General features: G+C 42.4%; 15 protein-coding genes. 4 read left to right on the forward strand and 11 right to left on the reverse strand.

All coding sequences use genetic code 11. The features are described 5' to 3' along the window. Positions 1 to 51: 51 nt before the first annotated feature. From I3257_RS13300 to I3257_RS13310, 3 genes are all read right to left on the reverse strand, one after another. Positions 52 to 303, reverse strand: a complete 252-nt coding sequence (locus I3257_RS13300) for a hypothetical protein (RefSeq protein ID WP_238050064.1) — start codon at positions 301 to 303, stop codon at positions 52 to 54. Further along, a complete protein-coding gene (locus tag I3257_RS13305) occupies positions 303 to 2,681 on the reverse strand; it encodes a class I SAM-dependent DNA methyltransferase (protein ID WP_238050056.1) in 2,379 nt (792 codons plus the stop codon). Before I3257_RS13305 ends, I3257_RS13300 begins: the two co-directional genes overlap by 1 nt. Positions 2,682 to 2,948: 267 nt before the next feature. Continuing rightward, entirely contained in the window at positions 2,949 to 3,365 is a 417-nt protein-coding gene (locus I3257_RS13310) for a hypothetical protein (protein ID WP_201601834.1), read from the reverse strand. 221 nt (positions 3,366 to 3,586) lie between these two features. Between I3257_RS13310 and I3257_RS13315 the strand changes: the two genes are divergently transcribed. After that, positions 3,587 to 3,856: a contact-dependent growth inhibition system immunity protein gene (locus tag I3257_RS13315; protein ID WP_227685422.1), complete on the forward strand. Its 270-nt coding sequence runs from the start codon at positions 3,587 to 3,589 to the stop codon at positions 3,854 to 3,856. Positions 3,857 to 4,195: 339 nt separating this feature from the next. Here I3257_RS13315 and I3257_RS13320 read toward each other — a convergent pair whose 3' ends face one another. Then, positions 4,196 to 4,564, reverse strand: coding sequence for a hypothetical protein (locus I3257_RS13320; RefSeq protein ID WP_045454568.1), 369 nt, complete (start codon positions 4,562 to 4,564; stop codon positions 4,196 to 4,198). 35 nt (positions 4,565 to 4,599) lie between these two features. On the opposite strand from I3257_RS13320, the gene I3257_RS13325 reads away from it, so the two are divergent. Continuing rightward, positions 4,600 to 5,400 (forward strand): NAD-dependent deacylase, encoded by an 801-nt coding sequence (locus I3257_RS13325; RefSeq protein ID WP_238050057.1) that lies wholly within the window; start codon positions 4,600 to 4,602, stop codon positions 5,398 to 5,400. A 128-nt stretch (positions 5,401 to 5,528) separates the two neighbouring features. Here I3257_RS13325 and I3257_RS13330 read toward each other — a convergent pair whose 3' ends face one another. The 4 genes from I3257_RS13330 to I3257_RS13345 all read right to left on the reverse strand — a co-directional run bounded on the left by I3257_RS13330 (position 5,529) and on the right by I3257_RS13345 (position 9,392). Next, complete coding sequence (locus I3257_RS13330) at positions 5,529 to 6,527, reverse strand: adenosine deaminase (RefSeq protein ID WP_238050058.1); 999 nt, start codon at positions 6,525 to 6,527, stop codon at positions 5,529 to 5,531. A 211-nt stretch (positions 6,528 to 6,738) separates the two neighbouring features. Next, positions 6,739 to 7,263, reverse strand: a complete 525-nt coding sequence (locus I3257_RS13335; protein WP_045456157.1) for a TPM domain-containing protein — start codon at positions 7,261 to 7,263, stop codon at positions 6,739 to 6,741. A 74-nt stretch (positions 7,264 to 7,337) separates the two neighbouring features. Beyond that, complete coding sequence (locus I3257_RS13340; protein ID WP_238050059.1) at positions 7,338 to 8,498, reverse strand: TPM domain-containing protein; 1,161 nt, start codon at positions 8,496 to 8,498, stop codon at positions 7,338 to 7,340. Positions 8,499 to 8,759: 261 nt separating this feature from the next. Continuing rightward, positions 8,760 to 9,392: a LemA family protein gene (locus I3257_RS13345; protein WP_238050062.1), complete on the reverse strand. Its 633-nt coding sequence runs from the start codon at positions 9,390 to 9,392 to the stop codon at positions 8,760 to 8,762. 1,194 nt (positions 9,393 to 10,586) lie between these two features. On the opposite strand from I3257_RS13345, the gene I3257_RS13350 reads away from it, so the two are divergent. Then, complete coding sequence (locus tag I3257_RS13350; RefSeq protein WP_055125213.1) at positions 10,587 to 12,134, forward strand: alanine/glycine:cation symporter family protein; 1,548 nt, start codon at positions 10,587 to 10,589, stop codon at positions 12,132 to 12,134. A 327-nt stretch (positions 12,135 to 12,461) separates the two neighbouring features. Here I3257_RS13350 and I3257_RS13355 read toward each other — a convergent pair whose 3' ends face one another. The 3 genes from I3257_RS13355 to I3257_RS13365 form a co-directional block, all read right to left on the reverse strand. After that, a complete protein-coding gene (locus I3257_RS13355; RefSeq protein WP_238050060.1) occupies positions 12,462 to 13,067 on the reverse strand; it encodes a fasciclin domain-containing protein in 606 nt (201 codons plus the stop codon). Positions 13,068 to 13,250: 183 nt separating this feature from the next. Continuing rightward, the gene (locus I3257_RS14235) at positions 13,251 to 14,087 is read right to left on the reverse strand and encodes a fasciclin domain-containing protein (protein ID WP_346014822.1); all 837 of its coding nucleotides are present in this window, start codon (positions 14,085 to 14,087) and stop codon (positions 13,251 to 13,253) included. A 477-nt stretch (positions 14,088 to 14,564) separates the two neighbouring features. Next, the gene (locus I3257_RS13365; protein ID WP_193007855.1) at positions 14,565 to 15,119 is read right to left on the reverse strand and encodes a fasciclin domain-containing protein; all 555 of its coding nucleotides are present in this window, start codon (positions 15,117 to 15,119) and stop codon (positions 14,565 to 14,567) included. A gap of 560 nt (positions 15,120 to 15,679) precedes the next feature. Here I3257_RS13365 and metH point away from each other — a divergent pair. After that, a complete protein-coding gene (gene metH, locus I3257_RS13370) occupies positions 15,680 to 19,471 on the forward strand; it encodes a methionine synthase (RefSeq protein ID WP_238050061.1) in 3,792 nt (1,263 codons plus the stop codon). Positions 19,472 to 19,963: the final 492 nt, after the last annotated feature.

A 19,963-nucleotide genomic window follows, 5' to 3' on the forward strand; every position in this document is an offset into this window, starting at 1 on the left:
TCATTGTCGTATTCTCTCAGAATATTAGGTCTCCGACAATCCCGGGGCGGTTCATTCCTTAACAAGTCGTTCAAAAGATTGGTCTGATATTTTTTTCGAATCTATAAAGTTGATCTTGTTTACACCAACATCTGTAACAGATATGAATGGTAACCCCTCAACCTCAATTGCTGGAGAATGATGACTACCATCCGTAACCTTACAATTGCGCTTTAACTCTGTTGCCATCCAGTCTCTAGGAATTTCTCCCAACCACTCAACCCCAGAATCCTTATATTCTGCATATTGCTGATACTTCGCCATTATGAATGCACCTCACCCAATAACTGCATAATCTCAGTACTTACCGCATCTAAATCCGCATCAATCTCTTGTAGCGGACGCGGTGGCTCATAGACATAGAAGTGACGGTTAAACGGTATCTCAAAGCCTACAATGCCGATATCTTCATCGATGGCATCTGTCTTATCGGCATTGATCCATGCATCAGGCACATGCGGCTGTACTTCACGGGCGAAATAACTTTCAATCAGCTCAGTGGTCGTCACTTCAGGATTGAGCGGCACGTTTTCATAATCACGTAGGTCGCTGTCGGTTTGGAACTCCACTATTTTGGTCTTGCTGGCAGGGTCAGTATAACTAAATGCCCCATAAAGCGGATTGGTAACTTTGACCACTTTTTTGATGACGGGTTCTGCTTCAGGATTCTTCCAAGTGATGGCATCCATCAGCTGCTTTTTCTCTTTGGTATCAAGACTCACATCAGCATCTTTTAACGCTTGTTTAAACATCCTTTCAAACTCATTAAAATCATCAAATTGGCGCGCGCCGATAGCCGTTTGTAATGCTTTGGCTTTGGTCATTAATACAAGCTGCGACTGCCATACTTTAGAATCAAGCACGTCTTTGATTTGGCTTTCTTTCAGCTCGCTAAAGTCCGCCTTTATCATGGCGCGTGCTTCTAGTGTGACGTTTGACAGGTCACCATAGTTGTCAGTCGTCCAGTTACCACCAAAGGCGTCATATAACGCTGGCATGACCATATCGAATGGTTTAGGCGCATAACGTAGGGTTTCGATAGCATCATCAGACAGCTGAGCAGATAGACGTAGCGGACGCTCGATAGTGATACGGCGATAGCCAAATTCATGGGTGGCAAATATCTTACTGGCAAAGGTCTTAGCAGGCTCAGATTTAGGATTGGCAGACTGACGGCCACGGTTAGATTTCACTTCTTCTGGCTTATCTAGTACGCGCGCATCGACCACCTCAAAGTTGCCGAAGCTTTTGGTAATGGTTTTAATATCATCTTCACTCATCTCATTACGCTTAGAGCCCAGTGATTTACGCATCTTGCTGTATAGATTGCTACCGTCGATTAATTGCACCTTGCCACGGCGCTCAGGCGCTTTCTTATTGCTTAATATCCAGATATAAGTAGCAATACCCGTGTTATAAAACATATCGTTTGGCAAGGCGATGATAGCCTCAAGCAAATCGGCCTCTAAGATGTAGCGGCGAATCTCACTCTCGCCACTACCTGCGCCGCCTGTGAATAGCGGTGAGCCATTTAAGATGATACCGATACGGCTGCCTTGATTGCTGTTTGCACTGCTTGGAGTGCTGCTATCAGTGGTTTCAGTCTCACCTTGCCCCTGACTGACAATCGGACGCATCTTGCTAATCAAATGCATCAAGAACAATAGCGAACCATCAGACACACGCGGCAAGCCCGCCCCAAAGCGACCGTCAAAGCCTTTTTGCGTATGCTCGTCATTTATCTCACCTGATATCTTTTTCCAGTCCACCCCAAACGGTGGATTCGATAGCATGTAGTCAAACTTCTCCGCGACCAGCTGATCACTAGACAACGTATTACCCAGCTTAATGTTATTCACCTCTTGCCCTTTAATCAGCATATCGGCTTTACAGATAGCATAAGACTCAGGGTTGAGCTCTTGCCCATAGGTACGCATGACCGCGTCAGGGTTTAGCTCTAGCACGTATTCCATACCAGAGGATAGGAAACCGCCTGTCCCTGCCGTAGGGTCATAAATGGTGCGAATGATACCGTCTTTGGTCAGCGCATCATCATCTTCCATAAACACCAGTGAGGTAGTTAGGCGCACGATATCGCGCGGGGTAAAATGCTCCCCTGCGGTTTCATTCGAGCTTTCAGCAAAGCGGCGAATCAGCTCTTCAAACACAAAGCCCATTTCATGGTTAGAGATAGCGTCAGGGCTAAGATCAGTATTAGCAAATTTCTGGACTACTTTATAAAGCAAGTTGGCATCGGCAAGTTGCCCGACAAACTCCTCAAACTTAAAGTGCTCAAATATCTCACGCGCGTCTTTAGAGAAGGATTGCACGTAGGTGTTTAAGTTGTCTTTGATATCGCTCTGACCCATCTTGCTCAAATCCATGGGCGAAGTATTATAAAACGCATGCGTACTGGCACGAATGATGAACTTCTCTTGTGCTTCCTCTGGCAGACCTTTTTCAGCGATACGCTCACTCTCAGCCACCACAGCAGCTTTAGTGTCTGCTAATACGCACTCTAGGCGGCGCAGTAGTGTGAATGGCAAGATGATGCGGCCGTATTGAGATTGCTTAAAGTCACCACGTAATAGATCAGCGACAGACCAGATGAAAGCCGCTGTTTGAGAGAAGTTTTTGGTCATTAGAGTTTCTTATTGTTTGTTGGGCAAGGATAAAAACTTAGTAAAGTTCTCGAAATTATATCAGGTATATAGGTGAGTTACAGACATGGCAGGTGTTGAAGATAGAAAATTATTAAATGCCATATATAGCTAGAGTAATGATAGTTTATAGCAATTAACTACTCCTTAACGGGCACAATAAAAAACCCTATAGGTATCTAAATTGACACTTATAGGGTTACATCATATCTCGGCTTCATTACAGCCATTCACTTCATGTAGTGATGTTTAAAATTGTTGCTTCATGGCTATTTCTTCGAATAAAGCCTTATAGTCAACTTGATCAGTGACATTAACCACTGTTCCATTTACCATCGTAATGCCAAGTTTATTTCTATTGATAGAATTAGTTGGCACGAAGTTATCATCAAAACTGGCTTTCCATAGCCAGTTTACATCCACCCAATGCTCTACTTCGTTCAAAACTTCATAGTCATGACCTTCATAATGATTAACAACAGCACCAACCGCAATAATTCGATTATCATTATGGTACAACAACACAAGATCGCTTTTTTTAATCTTATCTACTTCGGATGCTCGATCATAATAGGCAGAGGCTTTATTTTGTCTTAACATATATTTGAAGCCGTTAGGATTGCCATTCTCTCCTTTTGTGTTCGTATTGACTAACCATGCTTTCATATTTTTCCACTTTTGTTTATGAATGAGCCGAAAAGTATACTGCTTATAAGCAATCCTGTGTAAGCTAATTTTTGTCCTAAACATTACATAAATTTAGGAGCGAAAAGCAGATAGCTATAATCACTAATCATTACTATCAAAAGACTCACCATTGCACGAAAACGTATGACCAAAAGAATTATTTACTAGGAAACATTATAATAAATACATTTATATATTTGATGGATGCTTACTTCTATCAAGATTGGCGGGCAGAGTATTCTGATCATAAAGCGAATGATAAGGACGTACTTATGCGTTTTGTGATTAAAGAGAATATAGAGATATTAAACAGCGTAGTTCAAGACCTTGAATATATACTAGCAAATGATCTAGCGACAACAGTTTTTGAAAATAATAGCTTTGACTTCGATCCAGTATTAAACGGTTATGCTAGTGAGCAAGCATGGATTGAGTCGGCTTATAAGATATTAATTGCTAAAATTAGATAAATTATTCTCACTATCATAATTATTTTGTAAGAGATTATGGTATTTTTCTACGGTTCAAACATAGAGTAACGATGACAAGATGTTGTACATACTGTTGTGCATATAAATAAATATATTTTAATTAACTTTATTTATCAATATCTTAGGTTTTTTGGTTGACTCCCGCCGAGCGCACCAATCATCGTATTTATAATATTTGTTTCATCCTTCCTTAGTATCACCCTAAATCTCAAATATACATCAACCCCGCGCTCAAAATATTTGCGGATTTCGCCGTGCGTGCTCGTCTATTGATAAACAGCTTTCTTATATGATAGGCATTTTGCTTATAACACTCGCCTATTCTGCTTGCTGCAAATTAGCTGCTAGCTGGGCACGGTTAGGCACACGATGATAATTAATCACGGGCACGTTACCCAACAGGCGCTGACCTGAAGCAATTTTCTTATCCATCGTAATCATTGCAATTTTTTTATCTTGTTTACTGAGCAATAAATGATTGGTCTTGCGTGTGACTCGATAATCAGGAAAATACTGTTTGATCAGCACGGATGTTTTTTGCAGGTCGTCATTAATAGGTTTTTTCACGCTTTTAGACGATTTATTATGAATTGTCTCACCCACTTTTACGCCGCGTGACTTTGCCAACAACCATAAAGCGGCAATAACGGCAAACAATATGACAAGCCACCAAATTCCATCTATCATTAGAAGAGATATCCATTATTAGCAAGGGTTGGCTCATGTTAGCAGAATTATCACCAGCGTTAATAGCAGAAGTAGAACTTGCTGCTAAATTATTGACATCCAAGCAGCATATTTGCATCTTAACGGGTGCAGGGATTTCAGCCGAAAGTGGCATTCCAACTTTTCGAGATAAGCAAACAGGATTGTGGGAAAACTATGGTGTGGAAGACTTGGCGACACCTGAGGCTTTCACTCGTGATCCAAAACTGGTGTGGTCATGGTATCAATGGCGCAGGCAATTGGTCGCAGATAAAAAACCGAATCCTGCACATTTTGCCTTAGCGCAGTGGCAATACCATACTCAGTCGTCCAATCAATCATTAACGCTTATCACTCAAAATGTTGATGACTTACATGAGCAAGCTGGCAGTACGGTAACTCATTTGCATGGCAATCTGTGGCATAACCGCTGTAGTCAATGCGAGACAGTCTGCCAAAGTCAATCGAGGGGTTCGTATCATAGTGAGGATACAATCAATTTTGATGACACACTGATGACCTGTCGCCATTGCGATGGCTATATCAGACCAGATATCGTTTGGTTTGGCGAAGCATTACCAGTACAAGCATGGCAAACAGCAGAAGATGCGGCGGCGAATTGCGAGGTATTTATCAGTATTGGTACCTCCAGCCTCGTCTATCCTGCCGCTGGACTCGCACAGTTAGCGAAGCAAAATGGTGCCAAAATTATTGAGATAAATCCCAATCCAACGCCGAATACTATTGTGGATATCAGCTTAGCGGAAAAAGCTGGTGTGATTATGCCGTTATTAATCCAGAAAATCACTGCGCTCTAGTCGCTTGAACTTAAGTCACCTGAACTTAGGTCCCTTGAACCTAAAAAGCATACCGTGTAAAAAAGAAAAGGCTTAACGATTGATATCAACCGTTAAGCCTCGGGTACTAAAACCTAATCATAGTTGATTTACTTTAGTGCCAGATCAACTTTCGCCAAATATGCTGCTTTTAATTCATCACTAATAAATGAGGCATTAAAGGAGTTCTTTACCAAAGTAACAACATCATCTTCTGTTAGCGGTAAATTTTCGCATATATTTATGAAGTTCTGATTCATATAACCTTTGAAATAGGCTGGGTCGTCTGAGTTTATGGTGATATTTAGACCATAATCTAGCAGCTCCTTGATATTGTGTTCTTTGTAATTATCAAAGACTTTTAGCTCAATATTTGAGTTCGGGCAAACGGTCAGCGGCATTTGCTCATCTTTCAGTCTTTGCATCAACTCTGGGCTTTTTATCGATTGCACACCATGATCAATTCTATTGATATTTAATAAGTCCAGTGCTTCATAAATGTACGAAAAGTCTGCCTCTTCACCAGCATGGGCGACCAGCTTAAAACCTGCTTCTTTAGCTTTTTTGAAGACATCTTTGAATTTCGATGGTGGATTGCCCAGCTCCGACGAATCAAGACCGACACCGATGATGTCATCTTTGAATGCCAGTGCTTGCTCCAACGTCTCAAACGCTTCTTCTTGTGATAAATGCCTTAGGAAACACATGATAATACAAGAGGTGATACCATATTTTTCTTTGGCATCTGCAAGCGCTTCTTTGATGCCCGTTATCACCACTTCAAAAGGTATGCCTCGTTCAGTATGCGTCTGCGGGTCAAAAAATATCTCTGTGTGAATGACGTTATCTTCAACACACTTAAGTATATATTCCCACGTTAAATCATAAAAATCATCTTTAGTGATCAGGACATTTGCGCCTGCATAGTAGATATCTAAAAAGGTTTGCAAGTTGGTGAAGTTGTAGGCATTGCGCACATCTTCTATATCTTTATAAGGAATCTCTATCTGGTTCTTTTTGGCCAATCTAAACATCAGCTCAGGTTCTAGTGAGCCTTCAATATGTAAATGCAACTCAGCTTTTGGTAATTTCTTTATTAAATCAATCATAGGATTCCAGTGACGGCTTTTTGTAGTAGAGTACTTTTGAGAAGTGCTTTTGAGAAATGCCTTTATAAATGCAAAGCCTGTATAGACGCTTGAGAAATATATCAGTCACCCTCGATTTCTAGAGGCGCTATTATATTGTAATTGATGCCTAAACCCTATAAAAGAACACGATGCTAGCAAAATAACAAGCCATCAGATTCCCTCATCAACGTTACTTCAAAAACACCACAGTATCAGACAACTCGTTACCCGCTGGATCCTGCTCTAAATGATAATACTGACGCAGCACTTGCCCAACTTCATCTAACAATTCAGCCAGGCTTTCTTCGGTTTTTTGATTGGCAATACCTGACACAGCCTTGTCACACATCGCCCGCCAAACGGTGGGGCTGACATGAGCACTGATACCACGATCAGCTACGATCTCTAACTGATGCTCGCAAATATTGACATACACCAAGACGCCTGTATTCTCTTCAGTATCCCAAACTCGATACTCGCTAAACAGCTCAATCGCACGTTCGCGACAGCCAATATAATAGGCCTCTTGAATCGGCAGATGGTTTTCTACAATCAAAAACACCTCACCGCGATGCCCTCGCTCTGCACGGGTCACCTCGTCTGTCAAACGTGCTTTGGCCGCTGCTGTTAACCATTTACTATGCAATATAGGAATAAATAAGACTTGACGCCACCAGCGGGCAAAACTGGGATTTGACGCGTTGTTTTCTGACATTTTACTATTTCCTCAAATACGTCATTGCTGACGGTCGTTTAGTATCTGTTCTTACTTAAGCATCTACCAAGCGTCTACCACGAGCCACCAGCACCGCCGCCGCCAAAACCACCGCCGCCACCACCGAAGCCGCCGCCGCCGAAACCACCACCGCCAAAGCCGCCGCCTCCGCCCATACCAGGTAGGAATATCATACCGCCGCCTCTACGACCGCCGCCAGATCCACCTTTACCACCGCCGCCACCTCGTGAAATCAAAAATAGCCATAAGAAGATAGCCATGATAACGGTCATAAAAAAACCACCGCCTAAGGCTAACGATCCCGCAAAAAACCCACCAGCAGTAATAATAGAACCAAATACACGACCAAAAATACTGGTAATAAAGCTTCCAAATATCATTGCCATAATGAATAAAAATATGGGCGATGGTAGCTCGTCTGAACCTTGTTGTGCACTACGCTCAGCTGCTTGCGCATCAGCACGAGCCAATACCTCAGGATCAGCAGTCAGCCGCGTTTTGAGTGCGTCAACGCCAGCTATTATCCCAGCACCATAGTTATTTTGCTTAAATAACGGCGTGATATCTTCACGAATAATACGATTGACGGCAGCATCTGGTAAGACACCCTCTAGTCCATAACCCGTCAAAATGTACATATCACGGTCATTGACGGCGACTACCATGAGTAAGCCATCATCGATGTCTTTATTGCCCAGCTGCCACTTCTCAGCTACTTGTAGAGCATAGTCAAAGATAGGAACACCATTGGTTGTAGGAACGATAACCACCGCTGCTTGGGCAAGACCTTGCTGATAAATATTTCTAAGCTGCGCCTCTAGACGCTGTTTTTCTTGCGGATTTAGAATATTAGCCTGATCAACGACAGGATTATTTAATATGAGCTTATCTGCATCGACACTGGGTGCATTTGACTGTATAGGAGAAGAATTTGCGGCTGTTGACCCAACTGTTGCCTCATTATTAGCGGCATTAGGGTTGATCGCATCATTGCCTAAAATGGCATCATTAATGGCTTCGTTACCCAATACAGCGTCATTGATCGCTTCATTAGACTCGCCCGCTTTGGCAATCGCTACCAAATCCTCAACACTACGACTTTGCATGTCTGAGGTGCTATCAATGGCTTCATTAGGCGCAGCATACAACACAGGCGCACTACTGACGCTGAGTGTGAACAGTAATACTGATAGGATTGCTTTTGAATTGTTCATCTAATCTATACCACCTCAAGTGACATCTGTACTGAGTGAATCTACGTGATACCATTTCCAAAAATTAGCATAGCAAAGAAACCAAATTTGACATAGCTAATCGTACTTTTTGGATTTAATATTCATTTAATAGGCATTCATATCCATCAATACCTTTAAAAATGTGGCTAAGCAAACTAGTGGCTAACTAAGCTAAACGATAAAAATTTAAACAAACAGAGCGGCAAACTCCGCTCTGTTTTCATCTCTACTCAATCACCACTATTCAGCTGTCGCTGACTTATCATCACCGAAGTCAACACTTGGTGCGGTTGAAATAGCGTCTTCATTCGCCACGCTAAAGTTTGGCTTGGCATTCATACCAAATACTTTTGCTGTAATGTTGGTTGGGAATTGGCGCACCGTCGTATTATAGTTTTGCACTTCTTGAATATAACGGTTACGAGCGACGGCAATACGGTTTTCAGTGCCTTCGAGCTGGGCTTGTAAGTCTTGGAACAAAGCATCTGACTTTAACTCAGGATAACGTTCAGAGACAGCCATCAAACGCGATAATGCACCTGTCATCTGTTCCTGTGCAGCTGCATAACGCTCCATCGCTTCTGGATCATTCAGTACCTCTGGCGTCACAGTAATGCTACCAGCACGAGAGCGTGCCTCAGCTACTTGAGTAAACACTTCTTGTTCTTGCTCAGCATACTGCTGCACGACTTTGACTAAGTTTGGCACCAAATCAGCGCGGCGTTGATATTGGTTCACCACTTCTGACCACGACGCGGTAACTTGCTCATCTTGAGCCTGCAGGTTGTTGTAGCCACAACCGCTTAGACCGACGGTAGACGTCGCTAACACGGTCGCGAGCAATATGGGTTTTACAATTGATTGACGCGTCATCATTGTTTCTCCTAATAATGGTAAATAATAAATAGCCAGTAACACTTTTTTAATAATTTTTTAAAGTTTGTATTTTGAAGCTGATACATGAGGTCATGCAAATGTATGTCTATTTATATTGAAGCCGTATATTTTTTATAATAAAGGCACATCACTTATATTAAAGCCACACTAAACATAAAAACAGCAGTTAATGAGTACGATAGCAATCGTATGCCGCCCTATGCTCTCGTCTTATCAACGAAACAAACCTATAGGATAAGATATCTTACACAATGATGGCGCTATCTCGGTATTTTTACAATTAGCCGTTACCAAAACACAACCGCAAAACCACACTGCTATCCCATGACTATTACTCGTTTTTACTATCTATCATTGATAATATCTACCTCACAAATATCATCGAACCACTAGCATTATCTTTAGTGCATACCTTGTCCAGCATAGAGGAATGATAGATGAGCGATGAATAACCGCTCTATTTTTGTGTAGTCGATGTGGCTTTATCTATTGATTCGATATCTAACAACGGTCAAAACGTGCGATATTTTATCGTTATTTGTAGTCATATCTGCCTGACTCAATATGAATATATATGCTTCTGTACAAAGAAAATTCTAGTAATTACTACAAAAATATGGCAAATTGCAGTTACGTAGCCGTACGGTTTGAATACATTTGGTAGTGGACTTATGGCTTGATTAGTATTAGCGAGTTGTTGATTTCTATGTAAAATATTACTCAATTATTAGAGATTCGCTTAATCGTTTCAATCAGCCACACCAACCCTGTAGTCAATCGATACCGCTCACAAAAAGTTGAATGCTATCGGCATGATAAGTATTTAATATTATAACCGCCTGTTTTATCCACCGGTCTAATGAACATTCATCTGAGATATTAAGTGATAAGATAAATGTCGCATTAATTGAGACAGCTTACGCCTTGCAACTATGCTGATACGCATATCGTCGGTAATAAGCTTAAGCAAACTGTCAATATTACTGATAAACCAAGCGGATAACTACAGACAACTACAGTCCATTCTTAGTGGCTAAGCGCGTATGAGACTTAACGGATATACATGAGTCAATGTAGATAATTTAACTGCTTAACTTAAATAAGTAAGTTAACCAGTTAGCTTACTCCTAGCATACAGAGCCACTTTGAGACAGTACTAGGAATATACATATGGAAGGTTTAGTTAACTTAGTAAACGGAATTATCTGGAGCCCCGCACTGATCTATCTGTGCTTGGGCGCGGGCCTATTTTATTCCATTATGACGCGCTTCGTACAAGTGCGTCTGTTCGGTGAAATGATCAAGTTACTTTTTACTGGTAAATCTAGTGATCAAGGTATTTCATCATTTCAGGCACTTGCCGTATCACTCGCAGGACGCGTGGGTATGGGTAACATCGCTGGGGTAGCTGCGGCTATCGGCTTCGGTGGCCCAGGTGCCGTATTTTGGATGTGGGTCGTGGCCTTCTTAGGCGCATCTACTGCTTATGTTGAGTCTACGCTCGCACAGATTTACAAAGAAAAAGATGTCATCACTGGCGAATATCGCGGTGGCCCAGCTTACTATTTTGAGCGCGCACTTGGCCAAAAATGGTATGGCATCCTCTTTGCAATCTCATCTATCCTCGCTTGTGGTATATTTTTACCAGGTGTACAGGCAAACGGCGTTATCAATGCTTTCGCACAGGTAATGGGCGAAGGGTCTGTTATGAGCATTGGCGCCTTAGAAGTTGGCTCAATGCGTCTAGTAGCCTTAGCCATTATCCTTGTGGTATTAGGTATTATCATCTTTGGTGGTATCAAGCGTATCGCAACGTTTACCGAGTATGCCGTTCCTTTTATGGCATTGGGCTATATCGTTCTTGCACTAATCATCATGTTTACTAACTTTGATATGATTCCACAAGTATTCGGTCTAATCGTTAGCGATGCATTTACTGCTCAAGCAGGTTTTGGTGCAGCGATTGGTTGGGGCGTAAAACGTGGTATTTACTCAAATGAAGCAGGTCAAGGTACAGGTCCTCATGCTGCTGCTGCTGCTGAAGTTGAGCACCCATCACAGCAGGGTTTGGTTCAGGCATTCTCAGTATATGTCGATACCCTATTAGTATGTTCTGCTACTGCCTTCATGATCCTAACAATGGGTACTTATAACATTCAAGGAACATTACCAGACGGTCAGTTCATCGTACAGAATGTCGCTGCTACCACTGAAATCAACGCCCCTGCATTCACGCAAATGGCGATGGAATCTGTTTATGGTGGTTTTGGTAACACCTTTATCGCTATTGCTGTCTTCTTCTTTGCCTTTACCACTATCTTGGCTTACTACTACATCGCCGAAGTGAACGTTGCTTATCTAACGCGCTTTGTCGGTCGCAGTGCCAACAAGACTGGTCTATTCTTAGTCAAAATCTTAATCATGGTGATGGTTGCTTACGGCGGCCTAAACTCAGCTGGCTACATTTGGGCTATTGGTGATATTGGTGTTGGGCTTATGGCTTGGTTGAACATCGTTGGTATTTTGGTCATCTTCATTGTGGCTCGTCCAACGCTTACTATGCTAAAAGACTATGAAGCACAGCGTAAAGCAGGTGTTGAGCGCTACAGTTTTGATCCTGCAAAATTCGGCATCAAAAACGCCCCTTATTGGGAAGAGCGTCATCTAAAAGAGCAACAAAGAATGGCAGCAGATCCACTACGTAAAGAGCATAAGTAATATCCTATAACGTAGCTATTATTCTTTAACATAATTGTTATTCAAGCCTCCAAAACAAAGGCCCGAAACCATCGTTTCGGGCTTTTTTGTTTTAAACCTTTGCATTCATCATTCATCTTTAGATTTGCATTAGTGTGAACCAATGAGAGGCTGTTTATCTTACTCTCCACTACATTGAACCGTTTTCATGCGACTGACTTATATCAATGCTATGGTAAACATTAGGTATCCCCCAAACGCAAAAAAGCCCAGCTCAATAGCTAGGCTTCTTCGACGTCATTATTTAAATAATTAATTAATCATCAATAAAGAGACTATAGAAACAACTTACTCAGGCATCAATACTGCATCGATAGTGTGAACCACACCGTTCGTTGCCATGATATCTGTACCAGTAATATTAGCCGTGTTACCAGTCGCATCAGTGATGACATTAGCATCACTAATATTGATAGTAGCACCATTTACAGTAGCAACATCAGTACCATAAGGAATGTCAGCTGCCATAACGACCATAGGCACTACGTGATACGGAAGTACTTTTTTCAGTAGATCTGTATCGGCTAATAGCTCTTCTTTAGTAACGCCTAGCTTCTCTAAAACAGGAGCAAATGCATCATCAGTTGGTGCAAATACCGTATAAGTCCCAGCATCCATCATCATTGTATCTAAGCCAGCAGCTTGTAATGCAGCCGTTAGAATCGTTAGATTTTCGTTGCCAGCTGCTATTTCAGCAATGCTTTGCGTCGCAGCAGTATCGACCATTGGATCGGCTTCAGTCATTGGCTCAACTTCGGCAACCGGCTCTACAACCACTTCTTCAGTAGTCACTTCAGGCTCAACAGGATCAGTAGCTGCTTCTTTATCATTACAAGCGGCTAATGACATGGCAGCTGTAACGACAGCAATAGAAAGTAAGTTTTTCTTCAACATAAGTATTTCCTTATAAAGGGATGGTCTGTTAAGTGACTTGTTTGACAAATAACTTAACCCAGTTAATGTATATAACAGCGAACCACTTATCTGTTGCAAATGATAGCAACTAAACAATAGTAATAATGTCGCCTCTGCTATACCAATAACTATAATTTTAACTGATTAATTTCGGATTAATGCTTACTTAGGTAGCAACACTGTATCGATCACGTGTACAACTCCATTGTTCGCTTGTATATTCGCGGTCACGATATTAGAGGTACGATCTCTCCCATCGGTAATTTGTTTTTTATCGTCAAATGTGATGCTGCTGCCTTCCAGCATCTCTTGACTGCCTGCCATAATTTCAGAGGCAAAGACGCGGTCGTCTTCAATCACGTGATAGGTGAGCACTTTCGTCAACAGCGGCTTATCTTGTAATAGCTGTTCTTTACTTATCTCAAGTTCAGCTAATAATTTAGCAAAAGCGGCATTGTTTGGTGCAAAGACGGTAAGGTCAGCGTCTTCATCAGCGAGGGCATCAGCCAATCCTGCTGCTACCACCGCTTCTTTGAGGATACTGAGATCCTCTGTGGCAACGGCTAGATCGACTATAGACTTGTCAGTAGGTAGCAATACGTCGTCAATGAGGTGAATGACGCCATTAGTGGCCAATACATCTGTTTTGATAATTTTAGAGGTATCCCCACTTGCATCCATAATGATATTGGCATCACTAATAGAGAACGCTTGACCATTGACTGTTTCGATACTGTCGCCATAAGGAATGTCAGCAGCTTTGACTGTCATATTGGGAATAACATGATAAGTTAAGACCATGGTTAATAGCTCTTTGTCAGCCAATAACTCTTCTGATGTCACATCAAGCTCTTCCAATAATTCAGCAAATGCAGCATCAGTAGGTGCAAATACAGTAAATTCATCCTCTGATGACATCAAAACTTTATCAAGTCCAGACGCCTTTAATGCAGCGTTAAGAATGGTTAAATCTTTATTTTCAGCAGCAATTTCTGCAATATTTTGTGTTGGCGCTTCTACAACAACTGAAAAATCATTGTCATCGTCATTACAAGCGGCTAGCGGCTAGCGGCAAAACGGTCATGGCAAGCGCCAGAGATAATAGGGTTCTTTTTAGCATGATTATATCCTTATATATGAGTTCAGATGAACCATCTACTTTGTCAGTAGCATCCGTCGAATGATTGAAGTCGGATGATTGAAACTGTTAAATGATCAAAGCTTTCAACAAGAAACAAAGATGACTGTCGTTTATTGTCGTAGTGTTAAACAATAATGATGACATGCTCAAAAAATATCTCAAATATTCTAAATGCCAGCAGTGTCATCTAAAGGAGCTTCATCTAAAACAATTGGCAATTAAAATAGCGTGTATTTAACAATCATGTCATCAAAGACGGTAGCTGGTACTCATACCAGCTTCATCATACAAAGTAATAGGGATATAATTCTTTAACTGTAATTTTGAAATCTATCTTATTTGGGCAATAATACTCTATCGATAACATGTACTACGCCGTTATTAGCAGCAATATCGGTTTTTATAATATTGGTAGTACGACCATTTTCGTCCATCAATTTGCCCTGATTGGTGACCATCAGAGTATCTTTACTGAACATAGTAATATTGCCCGGTTTAACGTCTTTCGCATATACTGGCGCAGCACCATTAATCACGTGATAGCCTAAAATCTTAGTCAATAGCGGCTTGTTGGCAAATAGTTGTGCTTTGCTCATGCCTGTTTCTTGCAGAACTTGTACAAATGCGGCATTGGTCGGCGCAAATATTGTATAGTTTGCATTCGGGTTAGACAAAGCACCGGCCAAATCTGCCGCTACGACGGCTTCGACCAGTAGCGAGAAGTCAGGATTACTTTGGGCAACTTGTACCACGTTCATTTTTGCCATAGATTGACTGTGCATAGGCGCTTTCATGGCTGCGCTTTTGCTTGGCATCATATTATTACAAGCGCTTAAACCAGCGATTGAGAGTACTAATGTACCGATGGTAGCAATTTTAGTAAGCTTCATAACATTATCCTTAATGATTGAGTATTTATTGACTGTTCTATAACTGTCTTGCAGATTAGATCGTCTTCCCTTATAGCAAATACTAGCGCTAATAATAGTGGTAAATGTTAGATGTCACTAATACAACTATTAACATTTACTAGTAAGTATTGCTTATGAAACGCCAATCCTTCTGAAATTAAATTAACATATAACCAAGCTTTATCAATTCCTCTTTACGCAACTTTTTGTAGTACAGGTGTAAACTCTGTCTGACTTTTAAGCACAATCGTTGTGCTTTCATTTGCAGAAACAAAGCTTTATATAATCTTTAAGCGAAATGATATTCATTTGTTCCTAATCGCTTAATGCCATAAACTTTGAACATCATGCTCACTCAATCAGTAGGCAGATTTTTTGTCTAGTATATTGCCAAAGAGGAATAAGTACTGTCCCACGTGAGGTATGATTTTCATGCTAGAATAATGCGGATTTGCCCACGCCTTTTATGAATGTTGCACGCTATTTCTTATTCTTATTACTTCCCCTTTTATAACATTGACGATATAAGCAGCGCTCCTATGACTCAAACGATGACTTCTCAATCTGATCCTACTTCTAATCCATCATCCGCTGATGACTTTATTTTAACGCCACCTGCCGTGTTTCCTTATAAAGAGCAGCAATTGACGGCACGTGCCCGTATCACCGAGCAAATGGCATCACGCATTTTGATGTTAGATGGGGCGATGGGTACACAGATTCAGACCTATAAATTAGAAGAAGCAGATTATCGTGGTGAGCGTTTTGCCGATATCAATCAAGACGTACGCGGTAACAATGATTTATTGGTACTGACACAGCCGCACATGATTAAAGACATTCATCACGATCATCTGCTAGCTGGTGCAGATATTATCGAGACCAATACCTTTAACGGTACGCGTCTGTCGATGGCTGACTACGATATGCAGTATCTAGTGCCTGAGCTGAATAAGACAGCAGCCAAGATTGCCCGTGAAGCGGCGGATGAATTTACGGCAAAAACGCCTGAGAAACCGCGTTTTGTCGCTGGTGTCGTAGGGCCAACCTCACGCACGTGCTCGCTATCACCGGACGTCAATGACCCAGCTTTTCGTAACATTACCTTTGATGAGTTGGTACTAAATTACCGTGAAGCGACTTTATGCCTGATAGAAGGTGGTGTTGATCTCATCCTCATCGAAACAATATTTGATACGCTAAATGCCAAAGCCGCAATCTTTGCCATTACGGGCGTGTTTGATGACATTGGTTTTGAGCTACCAATTATGATTTCGGGCACCATTACCGATGCCTCAGGTCGAACGCTATCAGGTCAAACCGCCGAAGCCTTTTATAACTCAATTCGCCATGCCAAGCCATTATCGGTTGGCTTTAACTGCGCATTAGGCGCCGATGCGCTGCGTCCACACATTCAAACACTGTCGAACATTGCTAATACCTATGTGTCCGCGCATCCAAACGCAGGTCTGCCCAACGAGTTTGGTGAATATGATGAAACAGCCGAACAAACCGCCGCCCTACTCGAAGGCTTTGCCAAAGCGGGTATTTTAAACATCGTTGGTGGCTGTTGTGGTACGACGCCTGAGCATATCCGCCAAATCGCTAAAATGGTGGCAAATTATCCACCGCGCATCATTCCAGATATCCCACCTGCCTGCCGTTTGTCAGGTCTTGAGCCATTTACCATTAATGCAGATAGCTTGTTCGTCAACGTGGGTGAACGTACCAACGTGACAGGCTCTAAAAAGTTTTTACGCTTGATTAAAACCGAAGCCTACACCGAAGCGCTCGATGTGGCACGAGATCAGGTCGAAGGCGGCGCGCAAATCGTCGATATCAATATGGACGAAGGCATGCTCGACTCCAAGCAAGCAATGATTCATTTCGTCAACCTCGTGTCTGGTGAACCTGATATTAGCCGCGTACCGCTGATGATTGACTCGTCTAAATGGGACATCATCGAAGAAGGTCTTAAGCGTATCCAAGGCAAGTCCGTCGTCAACTCTATCTCATTAAAAGAAGGTCATGCTGAGTTCGTTGAGCGTGCCAAGCTTTGTATGCGCTACGGTGCCGCCGTGATCGTCATGGCATTTGATGAAGACGGTCAAGCCGATACTTACGAGCGTAAGATTCAGATTTGTCAGCGCAGCTATGATGTGTTGGTTAACGAAGTGGGCTTCCCTTCTGAAGATATTATCTTTGATCCGAACATTTTTGCCGTTGCCACTGGTATCACTGAGCATAACAACTACGGTGCGGACTTTATCAACGCCACCAAATGGATTACCGATAACTTGCCCAATGCAATGGTATCCGGCGGTGTCTCTAACGTCTCGTTTAGTTTCCGTGGTAACCCTATCCGTGAAGCCATCAACTCCGTATTCCTCTATCATGCGATTCAGAATGGTCTGACGATGGGTATCGTCAATCCTGCCATGCTTGAACTGTACGATGATATTCCAAAGGAAGCTCGTGACGCCATCGAAGATGTGATGCTCAACCGCAACCAAGGTGAGAGCGGTCAAGACGCCACCGAACGTCTGATGACTGTGGCTGAGAACTACCAAAACGGTGGTAAGAAAAAAGACAGCACCGTTGATATGAGCTGGCGCGAAGGCACGGTAGAAGAACGCATCGCCCATGCACTGGTCAAAGGCATCACTACCTTTATCGAAGCCGATACCAAAGAAGCATGGGAGAAATACCCCAAGCCGCTAGAAGTCATCGAAGGGCCATTGATGGACGGGATGAATATCGTTGGCGACTTATTTGGCGCTGGTAAAATGTTCTTACCACAAGTGGTCAAATCAGCTCGCGTGATGAAACAATCCGTTGCGTGGCTAAATCCGTATATCGAAGCGGAAAAAGTAGAAGGTGAAAAGAAAGGCAAAATCCTCATGGCAACGGTCAAAGGCGATGTGCATGATATCGGCAAAAACATCGTCGGCGTGGTGCTGGGCTGTAATGGCTATGATATCGTCGATCTAGGCGTCATGGTGCCGTGTGAAAAAATCCTCGATACCGCTATCGCAGAAGAAGTCGATATCATTGGCTTATCAGGTCTGATTACCCCAAGTCTTGATGAGATGGTCTATGTCGCCAAGCAAATGCAAGAGCGCGGCATGACGCTACCCTTGATGATTGGCGGTGCAACGACCTCCAAAGCGCATACCGCGGTCAAAGTCGAGCCACAATACCAAAATGATGCCGTCATCTATGTATCCGATGCCTCACGTTCAGTCGGTGTAGTCACCAAATTGCTCTCCAAAGAACACCGTCAAGCGCTTATCGATGAAACCCGCGAAGAGTATGCCAAAGTACGTGAACGCCTTGCCAAGCGTCAACCAAAAGCGGCGAAGGTCACGTATGCCGAATCGGTCAAGATTGGTTTTCAGTATGATTGGGAAACCTATGTGCCACCAGTGCCAAATAAACTAGGACAAGTGATATTGGATGACTATCCAATCGCCAACTTGCTGCCTTATATTGACTGGACACCATTCTTTATCTCTTGGGGTCTGAGCGGTAAATACCCGAAAATATTACAAGATGATGTGGTTGGTGAAGCAGCTCGTGATCTGTTTGAAAATGCCGAAGAGCTGCTACAAAAGATGATTGATGAAAAATCAATCGTAGCGAAAGGAGTGTTTAAACTCATGCCCGCGCGCCGTACTGGCGCAGACACCGTGACTGTATATGATAACGATCCACAGAATGGTGGCAGCCCAACGTATCAGTTTGAGCACTTACGTCAGCAAAGCGACAAAGCTAGTGGCAAGCCAAACTTTAGCTTGGCAGACTTCATCTCGCCATCAGAGACGCATACCGATCACTTAGGCGGCTTTACCGTCTCAATCGTCGGTACAGAAACACTCGCTGAAAAGTATAAAGCAGCAGGTGATGACTATAATGCCATCATGGTACAGGCGCTGTCTGACCGTTTAGCCGAAGCATTCGCCGAGCATTTACATGAGCTCATCCGTAAAGAATACTGGGGCTATCAGCCGACTGAGTCACTCACCAATGATGAGATGATCAAAGAGAAATACGTCGGTATCCGCCCTGCGCCTGGCTACCCTGCCTGTCCTGAGCATACGGAAAAAGGCAAGTTATTTGATTGGCTCGGTACGGTAGATGCGATTGGTACGACGCTAACTGAAAGCTATGCGATGTGGCCTGCGTCATCGGTCAGCGGATTCTATTACTCGCATCCTGATAGTGAGTACTTCAATGTCGGAAAAATTAGCCGTGATCAGTTAGAGAGTTATGCTGAGCGTAAAGGTTGGGATATGAAAACGGCTGAGAAGTGGTTAAATCCGAATTTGTAGGATTGGTTTTAAGTGGGATTGGTTGTTGTAGCTGATCCTGCTATCTGCTCATATCTTGCACGTCCACTGGCGCGGTGGCTAATTGCTAGCCGTGTTCCTGTTGCCTCGATAACCTGCCTAGCAAAGTCACCGCAAACCAGTGGTCGCACAAGTATATCCGCTACTATCAGGACTAAAAAGCCTCGCTACGGCAAGGTTGTTCTATATATCTGAATCAAAGATGATGGACTAATATGTATAAACTAAAAACCGACCTTAAAAATTTCGGAAAAACACTAAATTTCTATCAAGAGAAAGAAAACTCTTATCTTAATTATTTTTCTTCTGATGGTAATTCATTCTATGAGCTTGCTATTCAAAATAATTTAGTAGAAGTACTCACAAAAATATTTATAGACACGGTATTTCCAGACCGATCACTAGAAACACTACAGAACTATAGTCAGTTCAAAATAAAATTGTTATGTTTAGGACAAACATCATAAAACAATT

The sequence above is a fragment of the Psychrobacter sp. Ps7 genome (genome assembly GCF_022129225.1).
GTDB lineage: Bacteria > Pseudomonadota > Gammaproteobacteria > Pseudomonadales > Moraxellaceae > Psychrobacter > Psychrobacter immobilis_A.

Excerpts from the sequence above, each read along its gene's own strand:
- I3257_RS13300 (WP_238050064.1), bottom strand. The coding sequence starts at position 303 with ATGGCGAAGTATCAGCAATATGCAGAATATAAGGATTCTGGGGTTGAG.
- I3257_RS13305 (WP_238050056.1), bottom strand. The coding sequence starts at position 2,681 with ATGACCAAAAACTTCTCTCAAACAGCGGCTTTCATCTGGTCTGTCGCT.
- I3257_RS13310 (WP_201601834.1), bottom strand. The coding sequence starts at position 3,365 with ATGAAAGCATGGTTAGTCAATACGAACACAAAAGGAGAGAATGGCAAT.
- I3257_RS13315 (WP_227685422.1), top strand. The coding sequence starts at position 3,587 with ATGGATGCTTACTTCTATCAAGATTGGCGGGCAGAGTATTCTGATCAT.
- I3257_RS13320 (WP_045454568.1), bottom strand. The coding sequence starts at position 4,564 with ATGATAGATGGAATTTGGTGGCTTGTCATATTGTTTGCCGTTATTGCC.
- I3257_RS13325 (WP_238050057.1), top strand. The coding sequence starts at position 4,600 with ATGTTAGCAGAATTATCACCAGCGTTAATAGCAGAAGTAGAACTTGCT.
- I3257_RS13330 (WP_238050058.1), bottom strand. The coding sequence starts at position 6,527 with ATGATTGATTTAATAAAGAAATTACCAAAAGCTGAGTTGCATTTACAT.
- I3257_RS13335 (WP_045456157.1), bottom strand. The coding sequence starts at position 7,263 with ATGTCAGAAAACAACGCGTCAAATCCCAGTTTTGCCCGCTGGTGGCGT.
- I3257_RS13340 (WP_238050059.1), bottom strand. The coding sequence starts at position 8,498 with ATGAACAATTCAAAAGCAATCCTATCAGTATTACTGTTCACACTCAGC.
- I3257_RS13345 (WP_238050062.1), bottom strand. The coding sequence starts at position 9,392 with ATGACGCGTCAATCAATTGTAAAACCCATATTGCTCGCGACCGTGTTA.
- I3257_RS13350 (WP_055125213.1), top strand. The coding sequence starts at position 10,587 with ATGGAAGGTTTAGTTAACTTAGTAAACGGAATTATCTGGAGCCCCGCA.
- I3257_RS13355 (WP_238050060.1), bottom strand. The coding sequence starts at position 13,067 with ATGTTGAAGAAAAACTTACTTTCTATTGCTGTCGTTACAGCTGCCATG.
- I3257_RS13365 (WP_193007855.1), bottom strand. The coding sequence starts at position 15,119 with ATGAAGCTTACTAAAATTGCTACCATCGGTACATTAGTACTCTCAATC.
- metH (WP_238050061.1), top strand. The coding sequence starts at position 15,680 with ATGACTCAAACGATGACTTCTCAATCTGATCCTACTTCTAATCCATCA.